Annotated in this window: 19 protein-coding genes; 5 read left to right on the top strand and 14 right to left on the bottom strand. The window is 57.1% G+C overall.

Going from position 1 to position 20,095, the window contains the following annotated elements; translation table 11 throughout:
* Nucleotides 1–174 precede the first annotated feature (174 nt).
* Nucleotides 175–1,356, top strand: coding sequence for an MFS transporter (locus IEW06_RS15230; protein WP_187731943.1), 1,182 nt, complete (start codon nt 175–177; stop codon nt 1,354–1,356).
* A gap of 67 nt (nt 1,357–1,423) precedes the next feature.
* Here the strand turns inward: IEW06_RS15230 and IEW06_RS15225 are convergent, their stop codons facing one another.
* The 6 genes from IEW06_RS15225 to IEW06_RS15200 form a co-directional block, all read right to left on the bottom strand.
* Complete coding sequence (locus IEW06_RS15225) at nt 1,424–2,458, bottom strand: Brp/Blh family beta-carotene 15,15'-dioxygenase (RefSeq protein ID WP_187731944.1); 1,035 nt, start codon at nt 2,456–2,458, stop codon at nt 1,424–1,426.
* A gap of 226 nt (nt 2,459–2,684) precedes the next feature.
* Nucleotides 2,685–3,452, bottom strand: a complete 768-nt coding sequence (locus IEW06_RS15220) for a bacteriorhodopsin (protein WP_187731945.1) — start codon at nt 3,450–3,452, stop codon at nt 2,685–2,687.
* A 294-nt stretch (nt 3,453–3,746) separates the two neighbouring features.
* Nucleotides 3,747–5,609, bottom strand: a complete 1,863-nt coding sequence (locus tag IEW06_RS15215; protein WP_188548535.1) for a M2 family metallopeptidase — start codon at nt 5,607–5,609, stop codon at nt 3,747–3,749.
* A gap of 123 nt (nt 5,610–5,732) precedes the next feature.
* Entirely contained in the window at nt 5,733–6,677 is a 945-nt protein-coding gene (locus IEW06_RS15210; RefSeq protein WP_188548534.1) for a M90 family metallopeptidase, read from the bottom strand.
* 146 nt (nt 6,678–6,823) lie between these two features.
* Nucleotides 6,824–7,459 (bottom strand): NUDIX hydrolase, encoded by a 636-nt coding sequence (locus IEW06_RS15205; protein WP_187731946.1) that lies wholly within the window; start codon nt 7,457–7,459, stop codon nt 6,824–6,826.
* Between the two features lie 46 nt (nt 7,460–7,505).
* Nucleotides 7,506–8,888, bottom strand: a complete 1,383-nt coding sequence (locus IEW06_RS15200) for a DEAD/DEAH box helicase (RefSeq protein WP_187731947.1) — start codon at nt 8,886–8,888, stop codon at nt 7,506–7,508.
* 189 nt (nt 8,889–9,077) lie between these two features.
* On the opposite strand from IEW06_RS15200, the gene IEW06_RS15195 reads away from it, so the two are divergent.
* Nucleotides 9,078–10,307 (top strand): MFS transporter, encoded by a 1,230-nt coding sequence (locus IEW06_RS15195; protein ID WP_223284527.1) that lies wholly within the window; start codon nt 9,078–9,080, stop codon nt 10,305–10,307.
* Between the two features lie 9 nt (nt 10,308–10,316).
* Here IEW06_RS15195 and IEW06_RS15190 read toward each other — a convergent pair whose 3' ends face one another.
* On the bottom strand, nt 10,317–11,276 hold the full coding sequence (locus IEW06_RS15190) for a YihY/virulence factor BrkB family protein (protein ID WP_187731948.1): 960 nt from the start codon (nt 11,274–11,276) through the stop codon (nt 10,317–10,319).
* A 216-nt stretch (nt 11,277–11,492) separates the two neighbouring features.
* Here IEW06_RS15190 and IEW06_RS15185 point away from each other — a divergent pair, with 216 nt between their 5' ends.
* A complete protein-coding gene (locus IEW06_RS15185) occupies nt 11,493–12,020 on the top strand; it encodes a DUF2062 domain-containing protein (protein ID WP_187731949.1) in 528 nt (175 codons plus the stop codon).
* A gap of 10 nt (nt 12,021–12,030) precedes the next feature.
* Here IEW06_RS15185 and IEW06_RS15180 read toward each other — a convergent pair whose 3' ends face one another.
* The 5 genes from IEW06_RS15180 to IEW06_RS15160 all read right to left on the bottom strand — a co-directional run bounded on the left by IEW06_RS15180 (nt 12,031) and on the right by IEW06_RS15160 (nt 15,275).
* Nucleotides 12,031–12,963 (bottom strand): enhanced serine sensitivity protein SseB C-terminal domain-containing protein, encoded by a 933-nt coding sequence (locus IEW06_RS15180; RefSeq protein ID WP_187731950.1) that lies wholly within the window; start codon nt 12,961–12,963, stop codon nt 12,031–12,033.
* Between the two features lie 172 nt (nt 12,964–13,135).
* Entirely contained in the window at nt 13,136–13,561 is a 426-nt protein-coding gene (locus IEW06_RS15175; protein ID WP_187731951.1) for a c-type cytochrome, read from the bottom strand.
* Nucleotides 13,558–14,253, bottom strand: a complete 696-nt coding sequence (locus IEW06_RS15170) for an SCO family protein (RefSeq protein WP_187731952.1) — start codon at nt 14,251–14,253, stop codon at nt 13,558–13,560. The genes IEW06_RS15175 and IEW06_RS15170 overlap by 4 nt, the downstream gene beginning before the upstream one ends.
* A complete protein-coding gene (locus tag IEW06_RS15165; protein WP_187731953.1) occupies nt 14,250–14,687 on the bottom strand; it encodes a hypothetical protein in 438 nt (145 codons plus the stop codon). The genes IEW06_RS15170 and IEW06_RS15165 overlap by 4 nt, the downstream gene beginning before the upstream one ends.
* 78 nt (nt 14,688–14,765) lie before the next feature.
* Nucleotides 14,766–15,275 carry a DUF4112 domain-containing protein gene (locus IEW06_RS15160; RefSeq protein ID WP_223284528.1) on the bottom strand — a complete coding sequence of 170 codons (510 nt, stop codon included), beginning with the start codon at nt 15,273–15,275 and terminating at the stop codon, nt 14,766–14,768.
* A gap of 188 nt (nt 15,276–15,463) precedes the next feature.
* Between IEW06_RS15160 and IEW06_RS15155 the strand changes: the two genes are divergently transcribed.
* Nucleotides 15,464–16,453, top strand: coding sequence for an aldo/keto reductase (locus tag IEW06_RS15155; protein ID WP_187731954.1), 990 nt, complete (start codon nt 15,464–15,466; stop codon nt 16,451–16,453).
* Between the two features lie 261 nt (nt 16,454–16,714).
* Here IEW06_RS15155 and IEW06_RS15150 read toward each other — a convergent pair whose 3' ends face one another.
* Entirely contained in the window at nt 16,715–18,160 is a 1,446-nt protein-coding gene (locus IEW06_RS15150; protein WP_187731955.1) for a diadenylate cyclase, read from the bottom strand.
* Between the two features lie 226 nt (nt 18,161–18,386).
* Between IEW06_RS15150 and IEW06_RS15145 the strand changes: the two genes are divergently transcribed.
* Nucleotides 18,387–18,635 carry a hypothetical protein gene (locus tag IEW06_RS15145; protein ID WP_187309497.1) on the top strand — a complete coding sequence of 83 codons (249 nt, stop codon included), beginning with the start codon at nt 18,387–18,389 and terminating at the stop codon, nt 18,633–18,635.
* Between the two features lie 12 nt (nt 18,636–18,647).
* Here the strand turns inward: IEW06_RS15145 and IEW06_RS15140 are convergent, their stop codons facing one another.
* On the bottom strand, nt 18,648–19,877 hold the full coding sequence (locus tag IEW06_RS15140) for a BaiN/RdsA family NAD(P)/FAD-dependent oxidoreductase (protein WP_187731957.1): 1,230 nt from the start codon (nt 19,875–19,877) through the stop codon (nt 18,648–18,650).
* Between the last annotated feature and the right edge of the window lie 218 nt (nt 19,878–20,095).

The following is a 20,095-nucleotide window of genomic DNA, read 5'->3' as shown; positions in this document are numbered from 1 at the left end:
GCACCACACTGTAAAGCACAGACTAACAGATGATCTTTTGCTGCTGGCACATTTTGCCGATCTGTTGTCAGCCGAAGTTGAATCCTGAAATATTTAAAACTTCAGCCCCTGGTTGCTTGCGGTGTGCCATCTTGGGGGCATTTTGCGGCTCATTTGGTGCCAAAAATGTACGTGATGAGCCGCTTCTCCTATATCACCCGCGCCGTCTGGCTGCTCTCGCTTATCAGCCTCTTCACCGATCTGGCCAGCGAGATGCTGTACCCGATTATGCCGCTCTACCTGCAATCAATCGGGTTTTCCGTGTTTTTTATTGGGTTGCTCGAAGGGGTGGCCGAAGCCACGGCGGGCCTCAGTAAAGGCTATTTCGGGCAATGGTCTGATCGACTCGGACGCCGGGTGCCGTTTGTGCAGTGGGGCTACGGACTGAGTGCCCTCTCCAAGCCCATGCTGGCAATACTGGCCACGCCAGTTTGGGTACTGCTCGCCCGCACCCTCGACCGATTGGGCAAAGGCCTGCGCACCGGAGCCCGCGACGCCCTCTTGTCCGACGAAACCACCCCGGACAACAAAGGCAAGGTTTTCGGATTTCATCGGTCAATGGATACGCTGGGAGCCGTTTTTGGTCCTACTGTGGCCCTTCTGTGGCTGACCTCACAGCCCGGCGAGTTCCGCCCCTTATTCCTGATTGCTTTTTTGCCTGGTTTGCTGGCCATCGGTATTGCTTTTTTACTGAAAGAGCGCCAAACCGTGCCCTCAAACCGTCCGGTTCAGCCGTTTTGGGCCTCGTTTAGCTACTGGCGGGTAGCCTCGCCAGCGTATCGGCAAGTGGTGGGAGCGTTGGTGCTCTTCGCCTTGTTCAACAGCTCCGACGCCTTTCTGCTGTTGCTCGCCCGACAACGCGGCCTCTCCGATGCCACGGTGGTGGGCCTTTATATCTGGTACAACGCGGTGTACGTGCTCAGCGCTTGGCCCCTCGGTCACCTCGCCGATAAGCTGGGGTCGCGCCGGCTGCTGGTAGCTGGGCTTCTGGTCTTTGCCCTGGTGTACGGCGGCGTAGCGGTGGCGCATACCACCTGGGCCTTCGCCGCTATGTTTGGCCTATACGGTGTGTATGCCGCCGCCACGGAAGGCGTGGGCAAAGCCTGGGTAAGCAACCTCTGCCGCAAAGCCGATGCTGGGGCCGCCCTGGGTACATTCTCCGGGCTCAGCAGCCTGGCCACGCTGGGCGCCAGCGTCGGTGCTGGTCTGCTGTGGCAATGGCGCGGACCAAGCCTTACGTTTGGAGTCACGGCCGTTGTGGCCCTTGGCGTGGCAGGTTACTTAGCCGTAGTACGCCTTCGCGAACAGGCCGCGTGAAGATGTGTATTAGCGTCTCATTATTGAGGAACCGGATCAGCTCTGTATATATAAGCCGCTTGATAAGTTAATACCTCAAGCTTGTCTGCCGTTTGCGCTGAATTATAGTGTAGCGCCAATGTACAGCGTCTATACCCAGGGTTACGAGCAGCGCGTGCGGTAGGGTCACGATTGAAGCCACGAGTAGCGCCAGGCTCACAAAGACAGATTCGGTAGCCGCCTGCCACCAGGCTACTCCGTAAAGCACCGCCAGCCCAGCCAAACTGAGGGCTAACAAGGGTGCTGATCGCCGAAGGAAAAAGCCTAGCTCAGGCCCCAAAAGTAACCGACGACTGAGCATAGGGCGGCCCATGAGCTGGTTCATCCGCAGTACGTGGTGCAAGCTGTGCCAAAACACGAAGTACACCCCCGCTGACAGAAGGGGAGGAAGCACCACAAGCAAGGTGATGAGCAGCCCTGCTTCCAGCATATCCGTGCGGGCCGTTGAGTGGTGGCCGTGGCGGAAGTAGCTGCCCCAGAGCAATAGGTGCCCGCCCGCTACGAGGATGCCCAGCACTAGGGCAATTTGGGAAATGGCGACCGCGCTGACGGGGTCGGCGCCCCCAAGGCTGAGTAAGCCATTTATAATTTCGCGCGTTTCGTCTGCCCAGTATCGCAGCGGCACCGTGAACAGCAAACCGCCCCGCAGCAGGCTGTGCGCTATCCAGTAGCGGGGATGAGTGGCCAGGGTTGGAGCGTCAGCTGAGCCCCAGTGCCAAGCGGTCAGACCAAAGAAAAGTGCCACCGTTACTGCCGGCTGCCACCACCATAAAAGGCCAACCAGCGCGGCCAGTCCCAGATAGCCAACCAAAAAGTACACCCAATAGCGCAGTTGGCTTTGCGACAGTGCAGGATGGGTAGCTGGCACTACAAATTGGTCGCAGGCGCCGTGGGCCACGCCTAGCAACAGCGCTCCAACCAGCAGCAGGGGCGTCAGCAGCCAGAGGGCTAGGCCGGGTATCAGCAGCCATGTGGCTACCGCCGCTAGCACAATCAGGTAGGAAGCGCGGCGCGGTACCGCGCTGCTTCCCAGAGGCAAAGTGACCGAATCAGGCAGTGACATACTCTTTCATACCAAGATCTCTGTATGCGTATTCACATCCACATCGTGGGTGCCAGAAAGTAAGCAACTCCAACTTGTTAAAAACTTATTTCCACCTTCTGCAAAGCATTTGTAGAAGGTGGAAATAAGTTTTTAACAGTTGCAGGTAACACACTACAAATCTGGACGTTTAGCATGGCATGGCGTTTTTGCCCAGCCTGGCTGTTTCCAGTATTAAGGCCAGCGGCTAAGCGGTGGGAGCTAGCTCACGCACGGCCGCCGCGCTTTTACCAGACGCGGCGATGCCATACACCACCAGGCCAAACCCGATTTTGTTGATGGCATCGGCGATGTTATAAAACAAGTCAACGTTAGCCGCCTGCCATCCTAAGCCCGTGTTCAGCCAGCCTCCCGGCATGCACATGTAGCCAATAGGATAGATGGCCCACCCCACCAATACAAACCAGGCCAGCGCTCGGATGCCTTTGATAACAATCGCGTCGCCGGTTTTGCTGGCCAGCTGTGCTACTTCCCCGAACCAGGCAGTATACAGGATGTATACGTATCCCAACGTTGACAGAGACCCCCACAACACCGAGTGCCCCGTAGTGCCATCCGTGAAGGCCTCGCCGATATACCCCGTTACCAGCATAAAAACGGAGGCTGCGACAAGCTTCCACAGTAAGCTAATGCGAGCTCCCGCCGCTTTCGTCAGCAGGTAGAACTCTACGCACATCAAGGGCACCGTAAGCGTCCAGTCAATGTAGCGCAGAGCTGTGGGCGTTTTACCCGTTGCCAGGTAATAGTCCCGCATGTAGTAATAGTGAATGGCAGCAATGCCCGTAATGAGTCCGGAAACCAGCAGCGAAAGCTTCCATTTGCCTTCTACGCTCCCACGCTCCGCGAAGAAAAAAACGGAGGCGGCCAGCATCGCCATGTAGCCTGTAAAGAAAGTAAATGCAATCGGGTCATCAACCCGAATGTCTACCAGCCCGAACAGTGAAGTCGTGTACATTTTGTTTAGGTTTTTGAGTTAAAAAGTTAAACAATATACATATATATTTAACAATTGTTTAGATCGTGGTTAAGTAAATATTTGCGCCTAACTATCTGATTTCTTATAAGATAAAAATGCCATGGAGGAGCTTGCCTCCCAAGGATGCAACAAGGCAAATAGCAGCGAATACCAGATGGGCCTGCCTAATGAAACGGAGATATGCTTAAACAAAAAAGCCCCCCAGAGTAGTAGTTCTGGGGGGCTTTTTTGCAACGACCTTTCCGGCAGGTGTTCAGAGGCGGTGTCGCGTTGCTACATCGTGTACTTACGCCCTTTGTTCTGTTCCTTCAGATACGCCATTAACGGCTGAAAATAATCGACCATGGCGCGGGCGGATAAGTCTTCGCCAGTCTTTTCTTTCAGCACGGTGCGCCAATCTTTGCTGGCACCGGGACGCATGATGTCGGCCAGAAAAGCGCCTACTTCTTTGCTGCCATAATAATTGGTGACGTGCGGGTCCTGTTTCAGGATCTTCTTCGCGATGTGATCGTGGAGCTGAAATAGGATGACGTAGGAGAGGGCGTAGTCATAATACTGCGCTGGGTCGTCGTTGATGTGGGTTTTGGTAGCGGGGTCGAGGAAGTTTTCACCGCGCGCGGTGGGCGGCGTAATGCCCTGATACTTCTTCACCAGCTCCCACCATTTGGCGTTGAGCTGATCGGGGGGCAAATTCTCGGCGTAGAAGCTATTTTCCCACTCGCTCATCACCCCGGAGGCAAACGGCAGGAAAGTCACGTAGTTAAGCGCTTCCTTGAGCAGCGTCTGCGTCTGATCCGTTTTGGCCGAGGCCGGCACTAGGTCTAAACCAACAAGGAAAGGCTTCTGGGTAGCCGCCAGGCCCATCAGGCTGCCCATGGCCTCGTGGTAGGCGCGATTGGCCCCGCTGCGCAGCAATACTGGCACTTCGGGGTTGGTGTAGCTCATGTAATAGTAGATGTGGCCCAGCTCGTGGTGGGTCGTCTCGTACCACTCCGTGTTGGGCTCCACGCTCATTAGGCTGCGCACGTCGTTCTCCAGGTCCATGTGCCAGGCCGAGGCGTGGTTGTTCTTCTTGTAGTTGGCGCCAGCAGGCAATGGGTACAGACTGCTCTTTTCGTAGAAGCTTGGGGGCAAAGCCGCAAAGCCTAAGCTTTGGTAGAAGCGCTCGGCTTGCTTTACCTGCCACTCCGCACCCTTTTTGGCTAATACCGCGTCCAGGTTCAGGCCTTTCACGTCCACCATCGCGCTCCAGTCCTGGCCCCAGCGGTTGGGCAGCCAGTGGGCGGGCAAGTAGTCGGGTACCTGCTTCTGACCGTATTTTTTGGCCAATTCGTAGCGGGCGTACGTGTGCAATTCGCGGTAAAGCGGGCGCAGCTCGTCGTTGATCTGCCGTACCAGCTGCATCATTTCCTCCCGCGTGAGGCCGTAGTCGGAAGCCTGGTACGTGAAGTAGTCGGGGTAGCCGAGGGCCTTCACCGTCTCGTTGCGCAGGCCGCGCAAGTTGAGCAAGCCTTCCTTGAGCGTCGGGCCGATGGCTTTGCTGGCCTCCCAGGCCGCCTGGCGCTTGGCCGGGTTTTTCTCCTTGCGCAGCACTTCGTCAATATCGTTGGTCGTCACCGACTTACCCTGGTATTTATAGTCGAAGCCGTAGAGCTTTTCCACCTGCGCCGTTTCGGCCTTGATGCGGCGCGTTACTACGTCTGCAATAGTCTGGGGTGAGTTGGCAGCGTTGTAAAGAGCGGCTTTCAACTGCTTGACCTGCAACTCACTAAGGTCGGCCTGGTGCTCCAACAGCTCCCGCAAACGGGTAATATTCTCGGTGCTGCCAGTGAAAGCGGCCATTGCCTGATTGGCGCGGGCCGTAGCCGCCGCATTGGTCGTGTCGCCGGGCACGATACGGGTATTCGAGCGCCACTCCGCCTCCGCCGATTGCGTGTAGAGGCGCTGGTATTGGGTGGAGTACTGCTGGAGGAAAGCATCGGCCTGGGTGCGCCAGTCGGGCGCGGCAGGCTGCGTTGCCGCGGGTGTTTCGGTGGCCGTACTGGCCGTGGGGGGCGTTTTGGCGGTAGGCGCACACGACCATAGCGCACTGCCAAGAGCAACGCCGGCCATTCCGGTTAAGAGCGTTTTTTTCATAAATGCTGGAATAGGAACAGAGGTGGGTGGAGTGATGCCCCTAAAGTAATGACTAGCCGACAAGTGCCGACAGCACCTTGATGCCAGCAGATAGAAAGATAGCGTAACGGTCGCGAGTGAGGCTTACGCTGCCGCCTGCTGCTGTAGCAAATGGCAGTCTTTGTACTTCTTGCCGCTGCCGCACGGGCACGGGTCGTTGCGACCAAACTTGCGCCGACTCCGCAGCGTTTTCAGCCATTCGCGCGGATCGACGGCAAAGCGCAGAAAACGCTTCTTGGGGTTTTGGCGCAGCGCACGGCTCAACAGCTGATACAGCTCCGGGTGGTTTTCCTGAAGCTTCTCGGGCTTCTCAAAAAAGTACTCCGTCACGACCGCGAAAAACTCGGCTTCGTTGGTGCCGGCGTAGGAGTTGATGTCGGACTTGCCGTCGCGGATGGCTTCGATTTCACGCTGCATCACCTCGGCCCAAGGCTGGAGCAGTTCGGGGGGCAAAGCCATGGAAGGTACGCCGTCAATTACGCCATCGGCCTGGTCGAGCAGGTGAGCGAACTCATGAATACCTACGTTTTGCTTGTCCAATGAATCCTTAAAGCCTTGCTCTAACGAAGCCTTGGAAAGATGCATATAATGAGACGTTTGAAAATTACGGACGCTACCCAGCAACTGGCCTTGCAGGGGCGTCATTTCCTTGTTTGGGTCGTGGGCCTCGCGCCAGGCATCGGGCACAATAAGCACTTCACTCAGGTTGCCATACTCCCAATCGGGAAAGCCAAAAACCGGAATGATGGCCGATGCCGCCACCAGCACCCTCGTGGTATCATCTACTTCGGTCTGCACGCCAGTGATGAGCGTTTGGGCCAGAAAAACCTGCACCGATTTTTCAAACCGCTGCTTTTCATTTTTGGTGAGCGAGAGATAGAAAGCCACGCGCTCCATCAGAATTCGCCGCCACTCGACGGGAAATTCTTCGGCCAAAGCTTCCGTCCGCACGCGCGCATCGCGGGTGATGTAGCGGTAGAAGAGAAAGATAAGGCCGCCGATAATGGCCAAAAAAATAGCGTAGCTCATGAGGGTTCAACTAAATAAACAGGCCTCGTGTACGCACTTATAGCGTTAGTAGCTGAGCTGGGGGGCTTTTTTCTTCATCTTTAAGGTTAAGCTTCCATAAAAAGACGAGGACACTGTATTCTGACTGCTCGACCTGCGCCTTATGCTTAATCGCAAAGGGTTGGTAAGTTGGGGTTTTGAGCGAAGTCAAGCATCTGCTCCAGTTGGCATAGGGTCACCCGGTCGGTGGATAAGGTCAGGTGGTGCAGCTCCGTGCGATGCACCCAGCGTACGCCCACCGTTTCGGGCGTGTCAGCTTGCAAACTGCCACCTACTATATCGCAGAGAACGAACGCTTTGTATACGTACCAGGGCTGCGGCGGGTGCGGGTGCTGCTTCTTATCGAAGAGGGCCAGCAGGCGCACTGCTTGGGTTTCAAGGCCCGTTTCTTCCCGTGCTTCCTTCACCGCTACCTCGAAGGGTGTGTAGCCTACATCGGCCCAGCCGCCGGGCAGCGTCCAGCGGTTTCCGTCTATTTTTTCCTGCACCATCAGGATTTCCTCGGTGCCGCGAAACAGCACCGCCCGCACATCTACTTTAGGAGTAGGGTAGCCCGCCTCGTTAGCAAACAAGGCGTTAAGCTTTGCAATGGGCTCGTTGGTCAGGCTGGCCATCATTTGGAGGCTGAGCGCCTGCACTTCCTCATAGCGCTCAGTATCATAGGCACTGAGCGCATAGGTAAGGCCCGCCTGCGCTAGCGCCTGCAACCGTTGGGCAACAGCCAGCAAGTCGGTAGCAGTCATTCGATTGGGTTTTATCTAGCTAAGAATTTCAAATTATAGCTGAGCGCTACACCACCACCGAAACCCGAATCTTGCGGCCTTTCACCTTAGCGCCCGTTACGCGCTGCGCAACATCCTGCGCAAACTGGCGCGGGACGGCCACGTAGCTGTAGTGGTCGAATACCTCAATGTGGCCTACCGCTTCGCGCTCCAAGCCGCCGTGGGCCACAAAGGTGCCTACCAAGTCGTGGGCACTGACCTTGTCCTTACGGCCGGCAGATACGTGCAGAGTCACGTTTTCGGGGCGGGGCGCTTTGGGCGCGGCGGGCGGCAAAGCCGGCGCGTGCATGGTTTTCCACTTGATACTTTCGGACACGGGCCACTTTTGCACGTGGTTTTGCTCGTGGGGCGTGGCCAGAATGTGAGCCGTACCGACGGCGCCAGCGCGCGCCGTACGACCGGCGCGGTGCTGGAACGAGTCGGCCTTGTCGGGGGCGTCGTATTGGATAACGGTGTCGAGGGCCGTTACGTCGAGGCCGCGCGCGGCTACATCGGTGGCAACCAGGGCCTGAGCCGAGCCATTGCGCAGCTTCATAAGGGCTTTGTCGCGCTCGGGCTGGGGCATTTTGCCGTGCAATACTTCGGCGGCCACGCCACGGCCTACAAGGAAGCGGGAAAGCTCGACGCACCGGTCGCGGGTGTTGCAAAAAATGAGGGCGCGGCCGGTTTCTGGCTGATGCAGCAGGTGGAGCAGGGCGGCGGGCTTTTTCTCAATAGGGCCTACCTGGCCCAGCAACGTCAGGTTTTCGGGCAGCTCATCCGTATCCTCGCCGGCGTTTACCACGCGCGGCCGGGTCAGGTTGGCCCGAATCAGATTCAACACCTTATCCGACATCGTAGCCGAAAACAGCATGGTCTGGCGACGACGGGGCAGGCGCTTGATTATTTCGACCAGCTCATCCTGAAAACCTAGCTCTAGCAGCTTATCAGCTTCATCCAGAATCAGGGTTTTGAGCTGATTGGGAATAATGGTGCGCCGCTCCAGGTGGTCGAGCAGACGGCCCGGCGTGGCCACTACCACGTGGGGCGTCTGCTTCAACGATGCAGTTTCCTCGCGCATGGCGTGACCACCGTAAAAGGCTGTTACGCGCAGGTTGGGAATATATTTGCCTAGTTTTTTAAGCGCGTCGCGCACCTGCAGAGCCAGCTCGCGAGCGGGCACCAGCACCAGAATCTGCATGGTGTCCTGGGTGACATCAATGTGCTGGAGTACGGAGAGTCCGTAGGCGGCCGTTTTGCCCGAGCCGGTGGGCGCCTGGCCCGCTACATCCTGACCGGCCAGGGCCATCGGAATTACTTCCGTCTGTACGGGCGTAGGAGCGGTAAAATTCAGCTCTTCCAGGGCTTGGAGCAGCGAGGGCGCAAGGCCGAGGTCGGAAAAAGAAGTCATAGAAAGCACAAAAGGATACCACAAAGGTAGGCAGCCCGGCGGCAGCAGCCGCAACCCTTTGTGCGGTACCCCGTACCTGCGCTCCGTACCTTTGCACCGGCAGATACATATTCTGCTAACAAAAAAGCCCCCCAGGCGCTTTTACGGTCTGCTGAACAGATGCAGCGAGCCTGGATTTACCCGCGCAGCGTGAAGAATGAAGTTGTGATTACTCAAAACAGAACCCAGCACCCAACCGCCGTATTACTCCCAGCTCAGGCCCCGTTCACAAGCGGACTCGTGTGGCTGATGGCCATTACCTGCGGCTTGGTGGTGGCCAATATTTACTACAACCAACCGCTGCTGGTCGAGATTGGCCGCACGTTTCAGGTATCTGATAGCCGGGTGAGCTGGGTTGCTACCATCACGCAGGTGGGCTACACACTGGGACTGCTATTTGCCGTGCCATTGGGCGATAAAGTAGAGCGTAAAGGACTGATTCTGTTACTGCTGCTGTGCGCGGCAGCTTGTTTGGCCGGGGCTGCGTTGGCGCCATCCTTCGTGGTGCTGGTGGCTGCCAGCCTTTTAATTGGCATCTTTTCCGCCGTGCCTCAGCTATTGGTGCCCATGGCCGCCTCTCTGGCCACCGACGCTGAACGGGGCAAGGTGGTCGGTAAAGTGATGAGCGGTTTACTAATCGGAATTCTGCTCTCGCGCACCCTGAGCGGCTACGTGGGAGCGCATTTTGGTTGGCGCACTATGTTTGGCGGCGGCGCTCTAATGATGCTGGTGCTTGTGGCTGTTCTGGCGCTGAGCCTGCCCCGCAACCAACCATCGTTCAAAGGCACCTACGCCAGCCTCATGAAATCTTTGCTGACGCTGACCCGCGATTTGCCGACGCTGCGCCGCTCTTCGCTAGTCGGTGCATGCATGTTTGGCGGGCTTACCGTTTTCTGGACTACACTAGTGTTTTTCCTGGAGGGCGCCCCTTATTTTTATAAAAGCGACGTGGTCGGCTTTTTCGGCGTAATTGGCGCTTGTGGAGCTCTGGCCGCACCTTTAGCGGGCAAATTAGCTGATAAGCGCGGCTCAGACTACGCTTTGAGTATGGGTATTCTGCTGGCGCTGGGGGCTTACCTGTTGCTGGGGGTAAGCGGGGTTTACTTGGTAGGTCTGATTCTCGGAGTTATCATTCTGGATGTGGGCCAGCAGGTGACACACATCTCTAATCAGTCGCGGATTTTCTCTTTGATACCCGAAGCCCGGAGCCGACTGAATACGGTGTACATGACCAGTTCTTTTATTGGCGGGTCATTGGGGTCGCTGGCCGGTGGGTTTGCGTGGGCGCATTGGCAGTGGCCGGGCGTGTGTGCCACGGGCCTGCTTTTCGTAGTAGCGGCATTTCTGATTAACCGATTTTATGGCCGCGCCAATGGCTAGGGGGCTTTTTTAGCCTTTAATCCGCCGTACGCCGTCCTCGGTGATGTCGACTAACCGGTAGCGAACCGCCGACTTCTTGGGCCGAATATCTATGCCGGCATAATGAGCATACACCTTCGTGAAGCAGGCGCCGAAGTAGAAGATCATGGCCGAGTAAAACACGAACAGCAGCACGAGCACAATGCTGGAGGCGGGACCATAAATTGGGCCTAAGTTGCGCGGTACCAGTAGATAGCCGAGGATAAGCTCACCGATGTCGATGCAGACGGCCGTCAGAATTGCCCCCCGAAGCACGGCCCGCCAGGGTACATACGCGCTGCTCAGGTTGCGAAACGTGACGGCAAACCAAGTGGACAAGATCAGCAGCGACGTCGCCAGGCTCAGGCCCTGAAACAGGTAGTAGCCAAAGGTGGCGTCGAAGTCGCGGGTGTAGTCGGCTAAGAAGGCCAGCACGGCATCGGTCAGGAAGGCCAGCAGCGTAAGCAGGGCCGTGGCCAGCAGTACGCCCAGCGAGCGCGCCCGCTCGTGCAGCACTTTGTGAAACTGACCCTCCGTGCGCTGGGGTCGAACCTTCCAAAGCTGGTTTAGCGAATGCTGAATAACGACGAAGAGCGTAGTGGCAATAAAAACCAGAAAGGCTGACCCCAACCACGTCATCAGGCGGCTGCGCTCGATATTGCTTACGTTTTGCAGAATTTGCTCTACCAAGCCCGCCGCCGGATAGCCCAGCAGATTAGAGATTTTTTGCAAGAGCAGCCCGCGCACCGTGGAGGCCGAATAAATGCCTCCCAGCACCTGAATGAGGATAATGAGGATGGGCGGGAGGGCAAACGTGGCAAAGAAAGCAGTAGCCGCGCCCAAACGCAACGGGTCGTTGGCGCCCAGTTCGCGGGCGGCACGCCGGAGCAGAACAAAAAAATCAGTCCAGACTTTGCGCCGGGGCTGACCCGGCTCGCGTACTTTTGTCATGTGCCTCATCTGGTCACTGTGCGGCTACACTATTTACGCGCTTTGCGGCGCCCATTGAGAATGCTAGCGATTCAGATAGTAAAAAAACTCGCCTGCGCTGGCTCCGGCTTTGAAGATGAAATAAGCGGAAAGAATGCACAAAATAACCTTGGCGGGCTTCTGTTCCAGTAAATGAGCGTAGCTACTGAGGTCTTTCATGATCTGTTGTCGTGATGTATGAGTGAGCAAATAATTCCGCAGACATCACCTCCCGACACGTCCACCACGCCGCCCCGCGCCGGTTGGCTGCGACGCCGGATACTCATGCCGCTGCTGGGCTTGCTACAGCAAGGGCTTTCTCCTACGCAGCTGGCCCTCACGGTAGCTTTGGGAGTGGTGTTCGGGCTGATTCCGGTTCTGGGAGTCACGACGCTGCTCAGCACATTTGCGGCCGTAAGGCTGCGCCTGAACGTAGCGGCATTATTACTCATCAGTCATCTAATGAGCCCATTGCAGCTGCTGTTGCTCATTCCGCTGCTCCAACTCGGAGCCCGCGTGGTGGGCGACGGGACGGATACTGAGCTAACCCTGACGCAGCTGCAGCACCTGCTCAGCACCGACTGGGTGGAAGCGGCCCGTTTGCTTTGGCGCGCTAGTCTGGGGGGCTTTTTGCTGTGGCTGCTGGCGTCCGTAGTATTGGTACCCGGCTTGTTCTACGGGTTGCGGCCCGTGTTCGACCGCGTAGCGCGCCAGAAGGCGAAGTAACCCTTTCGGGCTACTCGCTGCGCTTATAAATGGGCTCGTTCTGGTAGAAATAGTGGCTTAGCGGCTCCTCCGACTCGGGGCTAATAAGCACAATATCAACGAACTGATGGCTGGCATCGAGGTGATGCTGAATGACGGCACCAATTTCCTGTAGGAACGAGGTGTCATCGCCTTCTACCTCAAAGCCAAGCAGCAAACGAGCCGGCTCCGGGCTGTCGGGGAGTTGCAGTTCAGCCAGATAAATAGCCCGAATCAGCGGCTGATCGGCGGCATACGTGCTCAGCGATTCTATCAGAGCCGTGGGCACCTCCGCGGGCTGACCCAGGAGTACCTGCGTGTCAGGCGGAATCTGGTGGGCAGGGGCTTGAAATAGATGACCGGCTAATAAATCCTCTAGCTCGTTGGCCATCAGTAGCTTGCCCAGGCTGGAAAACGGGTTCAGCGCACAGTCAGCGCCTTTCACCATCTGAAACAAATCGAAGCCCGACAACCGCAGGTAAGGCACTTCCTCCTTAACGACGCTGCTATCAAAAATCCGCCCTGGCGACGTGAAGACCGGAATTTTGCCATCGTGCAATACCTGTAGCTGCACTTCCATGTTCTCCGTCACGGGTATTTCGCCCCCTGGCTGGCCTTCCTTGGGTTGGGTAAGCACCAATACATCTTCCTGCAACAGAGCCTGATAGAAACCGGGGCGCGCATCGGGGTCGGCGGCGGCGTGCAGCAGCATTTCTTCGAGGCGGTTCACGGGCTCGAAAGAAGGCATGGGAGGAGGTGGGGGTGGCAATACCGGAGCGGGCGGTGGAGGCGCTACGGGCGAGGTAAAATTGGCCCCCTTATAGCGCGGACCCGTAGCTGGCGCAGCGCTGGCAGGAGCAGGATCGGCGGGTGCCGGGGTTTGAACAGGTTGTTTTTTGGATTTCAGAAAGTCGAACAGACCCATAACACTACAGTAATTTGAGATGGCAAGCTAAGGAGGAAAGCTGAGGATAACCGTGAAAAATAGGGGCAATTACAGGTTTGAAGAATACAGTGGCGGGTATCAAACTTATAAATCAGCAAGTTGAAGTGATGCAGGCTTACACTGCGCCTTGCATCATCTGCCCTAATACCAGCTACTGTCCGTCGCTGCCGGCACAGGCCTGGAGCTTCTCCGACACCTCCCGAATCGTGAACGGTTTGCCTTTATTACCCCATGACGACTGCACAAAGTTCAGCAGATTAGTAATTTCCGAATCGGTTAGGTCTTCGTGGCCGGGCATTACCTGGTTGAAGGTGATACCATTAACGACCATGGGCCCGTTCACCCCGCGGCGCACCAGGCAGGCCAGAAAATTGCGGTTTTCGGCCACGTAGTCGGCGCCGGCCAGGGGCGGGATGAGGCGTTTCAATCCTTGGCCCTCGTCGCCGTGGCAGTGCGCGCAGTGCTGGGCATAAAGGCGCGCGCCGGCATTCTGACGATCAGTGAAGCAGCCGGCAGCCAGGGTTCCGGCCGCCAAAAAGCCCCCCAGCCGCAACAAATCTGCTGCGCGCCACCTCATAGCTTAGCCTGGGAAGCGTTTTCGGCTTCTTCTTTCAGTAATACCGGCAAATCCTCCATCAGGCGGGCGACTTCATCTGGGTTCATGCCATCGTAGAGGCCCCGCACGCGGCGCTTGGAGTCAACGAGGGTGAAAGCGCCGCTGTGCGCAAAGCCTCCGGCTACCTTATCGTCTTTTTCGGCCGGCACGTAATAGGCACGAGCCAGGCTGAAAATAGTATCATGCGGAGCGGTGGCGAAGTGCCAGCGGCTGGCGTTCTGAATACCCAAGCGCTGGGCATAGTCGCGCAGCACGGCTACCGAATCGTGCGCCGGGTCGATGGTGTGGGAAAGGAAAAGCACCCGCGGATCATCCTTGAACTTCTCGTACACGCGCAGCATTTCACTCTGCATTTTGGGGCAGATGCTGGGGCAGGTGGCGAAGAAGAAATCGGCCACGTACACCTTGTTTTTGAAGGTGTCGTTGGTGATGGTGATGCTGTCCTGGTTGGTGAGCGTAAAGCGGGGAATGGTGGCGTAGAGCGTGTCGGCCGGGCCGCCATCAGCACGTGGTACTACCTCACGTTCACCCAGATACGGTAGGCGGTCAGCAGCAGTATCGGGTTGGCTCTGACAGGCGGCGAGCAGGAGCAGGGCACCACTGCCCACTAGAATGCCGGCCCGGCGGGCGCGGGTGAAAAGCAAATTTATCATTTGGTAGACGAATTAGAGGAATTACCTGCCTTCGTACCAAGTACCAGGCGGGCCGAATCGATACTGTTGCGCATCAGGCGACCCACAGAATCGATTTTGTGCTCCTGAGCGGCAAAATAAGCCATTACCTGCTCGTGCGCTACCGTGTCGGCGGGGCGACGGTACTGGTGCATCCAGCCCATCATGGCCGCGTCGGCCCGCAGCAGGGAGCGGCGGCGCCGGCCAGCTTCGGTAGTATCGGGCAGGGTGGCGCGCTGAAGCTGCTGGCGCAGCGTATACAGCTGATCCATCTGGGCCATAAACTCATCGTGCTTGGCCATCACAGCTTTTTCAGCGGCTTCGGCCTGCTGCTCCTCGCTTTGCAGCGACAGGCAGGAGGACAGCAGTAAAGCGCCCAGCAGACAGAAAAACGAGGTTGATCGGAAGAATTTCACGGGGCAAAAGTACGGCGCGAACGCTTGCGCTGCGCCTATTTACCTTACTAACAAGTCAACCTTCAAAAACTCTCCCGACTACCACCAGTTTTGCCCCCCATACGTCCACAGCCACTCTACCGCTTCCCATAGTCCCCAGGCCAGCAGTCCAAAAATGATGATCATACCTACCAGCACCACCGCCAGCAGCCCCTTACCGCTGCCTTGGTATTTGCCCTCGGCATAATGGCGGCGCAGCAGGCGCACGTTGCGGTCGTTGGCTTTATAGGCGAAGTCAAATATGTTGCCCAGCACCGGAATGGCTCCGATAATAGTATCGAGCAAGATGTTGAGCACCATGCGAATAACCAGGCTGCCGCTGGCTCCGTGGCGCATCATTGTCAGCACTAGTGCCCCTGATACGGCCATACTCGTCAGGTTGCCCACCACGGGCAGCAGACTCAAAATAGGATCGAGGCCGAAGCGAAAACGGGTACCGGGCAGGGTAAACTGGCTGTCCATGAGGTGAGCGATGCTCTGCACCCAGCGCAGGCGTTCGTCATTTTCGAAGGTTGGGTCAACCGGTCTGGGGGGCATTTTGGGTTGCATAGGGAGAGGGCTTTGCTCGTTAAACGAAAGAACGGCGCGGGCGGGTGCGTTCGGCAAGTTTAGGTCGTTGGCCAGGTTTGCTGAGGGTGAGAAAACCAAATTTTGTGTTTGCCAAACTCAGCCTCCGTTGCCTTTCTCTGCGTTAAGAATGCAGCTAGTCTTATCAATTTGTACCTAATAACAACGATATGCAAACGCGCACTCTAGGCCGCTCAGGTTTAACTGTTTCAGCCATTGGCTTAGGCTGTATGGGTATGTCCGATTTTTATGGAAAGCGCGATGATGAGCAGAGTACGCGCACTATTCATCGTGCTCTGGAACTGGGCGTTACCTTCTTTGATACGGCCGATATGTATGGGCCGTACACCAATGAAGAGTTGGTGGGCCGGGCCCTACGTGACCGACGCAACCAGGCCGTTATTGCCACCAAATTTGGTATTCAGCGCGACCCGAACGACCCGACTAAACGCGGTATAAATGGTCGCCCCGAGTACGTGCGCCAAGCCTGCGAAGGCAGCCTGCGCCGCCTCGGCACCGACTATATCGACCTGTACTATCAACACCGCGTCGATCCGAGTACGCCCATTGAGGACACGGTGGGTGCTATGAGCCGGTTGGTAGAAGAAGGCAAAGTGCGCCATCTGGGCCTTTCGGAGGCCGCTGCCGAAACGGTGCGGCGCGCCAATGCCGTTCACCCCATTGCGGCCCTGCAGAGCGAATACTCACTCTGGAGTCGTGACCCCGAAGATGGCGTGCTGGCCGCTTGCCGCGAATTAGGCGTCAGCCTAGTGGCCTATAGCCCGTTAGGCCGGGGTTTTCTGACAGGCCAGATTCAGCGCTTCGAGGATCTGGACGCGGATGACTACCGCCGCAACACACCCCGTTTCCAGGGCGAAAACTTTCAGCGCAACCTCGATGTAGTTGCACGCATTAAGGAAATGGCAACGCAGAAAAATTGCACTCCGGGTCAGCTGGCACTCGCGTGGGTACTGGCTCAGGGCAACGACATCGTACCGATTCCGGGCACCAAGCGTATCGAATATTTGGAAGAAAATCTGGGTGCGTTGGAAGTACAGCTATCGGCTGCCGAACTGGCGCAGATAGATGAAATTGCCCCCCAGAGCGCTATTGCTGGGTTGCGCTATCCGGAAGCTATGATGGGAAGTATAAATGGTTGATAAGCGGTATGCTACGGATTGTCAATAAAAGTTTTGGTTGAAGATGGATTGCGCTTGCCTTCCCTCAAATATTTATGCAGCGCCCTTGCCACAAGGTATAGCACATACACCCCGAAAATTTGCAGCAGAAGAGTTAAAAGCTGAGCTAGAAACATTATGTAATATCCGAATTCTAAGAAAAGTGAAGGCATAGCTTATGTGTGTTAGATGAGTAGGATAAATAGAGATATAAAGTTATCTGAAAAATTGGGTCTGAGCTACTTAACTCACCGGCGGCAGCAAATCAATCAGGCCATCTTCGCTGACCACCACGGCTAGCACGGCGTACTGGCTACTTTCCACGTAGCGCAAGGCCGAGTTGTAGCGGGAGCCGCGGGAGGAGTCGCCTTTGGCAGTGGCCAGGCCGTCGAGAATGGCGCCAATGGCATGGCAGATGCCGTGTTGGTCTACGAGCACGGCTCCGTCAATATTCGTAACCAGGCGTAGAATGGCGGGCGTCATCAGGCGGGGCACTACCCGGAAGCACTGACGGGTGAGGCGCTGGGCTTCCTGCGCCGCACCTGCCGAAATCACCAGAATAGTGCCGGTAGATTGGGTGCTGGCTTCCTGGGTGAGCCGCCAGAGATACGAAATACCGGCATCTAGTAGCTCGGGCCACTGCTTGCGCACGGCATGCGCGAAATTATCGGCATCGACGCGGCCCTGGGGCAGGCGGGGAGAATTCGACACCACCTTCATCATAATATGATCGGCGTGGGTCAGCTCCCAGCTGTAGTGCTTGGTGAAGTGCACCATAAATAAAGGCTCATAGCTGGGGTGCGTTTCCTCCACCAGATACCCCAAACCGAAGACATGGGTGGCGTCTGTTATCAGCGCCGTATTGTCTTCGCTCAGCTCCAGAAGCTTCCGAATGGAACGGTGGTCGCGGAGGGTAATGGGCGTTTCAAGGGTCAATACGGGCACAATGGCGGGATGGTGGCGGCGCGCCACAATCATCAGCCCGATACCATCGTCGCCTTCGTGCCGAAGCGCGGCCACGCCGTTACAGGCATCGTAGAGGCCGTGGGTGCCGGCTGCCGCTCGCAGCATAAAGCGCCGACCAGCGGCGCGCAGCATCTCGTTGTAGTCGCGGTCGAGGACGGGGTGGGCGTCGTCGGAATCGGATTCGCGCAGGGCGCGGGCGCAATCCTGCAAAAACTCCTGCACGGCCGCGGCCAGCAAGGAGTTGGCGCGGGCCACAATCTTGTCGGGCAGGGCATAATAGCCGTGATATGCTTCGGACGATAGCTGCAATACCACCAGCACCATATACCCATTAAAGCTGACAGGTAGCGAGCAGAAAGAGACGCGCTTCATCGGCTCGGGGGGCATTTCATTCAACGTCAATTCCGTAGCCTGACGGAGCAACTCGTACCAGCGCTGCTTCTCAAAGCGGTCCTGGTCGGTGGGGTGCAGGTGATACACGACCTCGCGGGGCCCTTCAGCCGATTCCAGCGCAGCGGCGCGCACCTTCACTTCCGTAAACTCGGCGCTGGGGTAGCGGTGGTTGGCGGGCTCAAGTACGACAGCCTGTGGCTCGTCGGGTTCTTTTGCGGAGGCCAGGCCAAGTAAAAAAACTTCGGGCTTTAAATTTCTATCCAGCAGATTAAAAACGCCTTCGGCAAACAGCTGGGCCGAGACGCGAAACAGACTTTGGTGCTCCCACATAGGGCGATTTGGGCGGTCAGGAGAAGGAAAGAGCCAGAAAACATTACGGCGTACGCGAAAATGCCCCCCAGGGTGGTATATCAGGGCGGCAACATTCCGGCCAGATTAAGGCAACATCCAGCCGCCCGCATAGTTATAGCCAGTATACCGAGGATTGTTGCGCGTTGGGAAACTCTCGCCAATCGCGTATCTTCACAATACCGCTCATCCCATAGCTGCCACCGCCATGTTTGTTGATTTACTGCTGGGCTTTTTGTGCGCTATGTCGTTTCTGCCCCTCACCACCGGGTATTGTGCCCATAGCTATGGACGGTCGTTCTGGCTGTGGTTTGCGTTGGGCTGGGTGTTGCCCATTGTCTCGTTCTTTCTGCTTTTTGCCCTTATCTGCCGCAAGCAGCTGAACCCCGGCGAGTGCCTTCTGGACGAAGCAAAAGCCATTCTGGCCGACGCCGAGCAGAAGGCTATTAATAAGTAGGAAACCGCGTTTCTACGCCAGCCGTTTTGTAACGGCATCGGCTACCCAGGCGCCCGTGCTAAAGCAGCCTTGCAGCAGATAGCCGCCCGTGGGCGCTTCCCAATCCAGCATTTCGCCGGCCACAAAGGTGCCGGGTCGCCGGCGCAGCATCAGGTTTTCATCCAGCTCTTCCCACGCTACGCCGCCCGCCGTGCTGATGGCCTCATCCAGCGGCCGCAGCCCACGCACGGGCAAGGGCAGCTGCTGAAGCAGTCGGGCCAGACTTTCGGGTGAACTGGTAATGGTGTCAGGTGGTGCTACTTCACGCAATAGGGTTGGTACGGGTGGGCCTAAGTGTAAGGTTTGCTGCAAAAAAGCCCCCCACGACTTGCTGCCCCGCGGTTTGCTTAGTTTTTGCACCAGCTGATTATGTGTCAGGTCGGGCTTGAGGTTCAGCCACAGCGTTGCCGGTGTTTCCCGACTGAGCGCCGTGCGTAAGGCCGGCGTGAGGGCGTACACCGGCGTGCCTTCCACCCCGTAGTCGGTTAGCATAAGCTCGCCGCGCATGGTTTGGCCTTCGCAGGTCAGGGCAATGTTTTTGAGCGGAGCGCGGACTACTTTTTCTTTGAAAAAAGCCCCCCAGGCTATCTCGGCGCCACAGTTAGCCGGAGCGAAGGGCGTGCAGCGCACTCCTATTTCGGAGAAGGCTGAAGTCCAGCCGCCATCGGAGCCGGTTTTGGCCCAGCTGGCCCCGCCTAAGGCCAACACCACCGCTGGGGAGCAAATTTCCAGCTCCTCGCCGGTCTGCTCATTGCACACGAGCAAGCCGTTGGGTGAGTCGGGCACGAAGCCCAGCCAGCGGTGCCGCGTTTTGATAACCACGCCCAGTGCGGCCAGGCGTGTCAGCCAGGCACGTAATAGTTGGGCAGGCTTGTAGTCAGCCGTGGGAAATATGCGGCCGCTGCTGCCGACAAAGGTTTCTACGCCCAGATCGGCGGCCCAAGCGCGTAGCTGCTCGGGGCCAAAATGCGTGAGAAACGAAGCAAATGGCTCTTGGTGAGCACCATAGCGCTTGCCAAAGGTGGGCAGCGGCTCGCTGTGCGTTAGGTTGAAGCCGCCGTGTCCGGCCACCAGAAACTTGCGCCCCACGGTAGCTTGTGCCTCATACACCGTCACGCGGTGGCCCGCTTCCGCCAAGTGCTGAGCGGCCAGCAAGCCCGCCGGGCCGCCCCCAATAATGGCGATGCTGGGATGGTCAGACATAAATGCAAAGTGGAAAGTAGCGGCCGGCAAGATACGACACTACCGCGCCGCCGTCTGGGCGGGCTCCGTGCATATTAATCCTGCCGCAATTTATACCCGGTGACTATGCCTCTTGGGTTACATCCAAAATGCAAAACGTTTTAATTTGTCGGCGTTCAGGGTTTAGATATGTTAACTTTCCAGCGCCACCGTATAGAAGGCAGTTCTGTCCACGAATT

Origin of the sequence: Hymenobacter qilianensis (genome assembly GCF_014638675.1) — a bacterium.
Classification (GTDB): domain Bacteria; phylum Bacteroidota; class Bacteroidia; order Cytophagales; family Hymenobacteraceae; genus Hymenobacter; species Hymenobacter qilianensis.
Note: the sequence above shows the minus strand (reverse complement) of the source record. Positions and strands in the feature narration are given on the sequence as shown.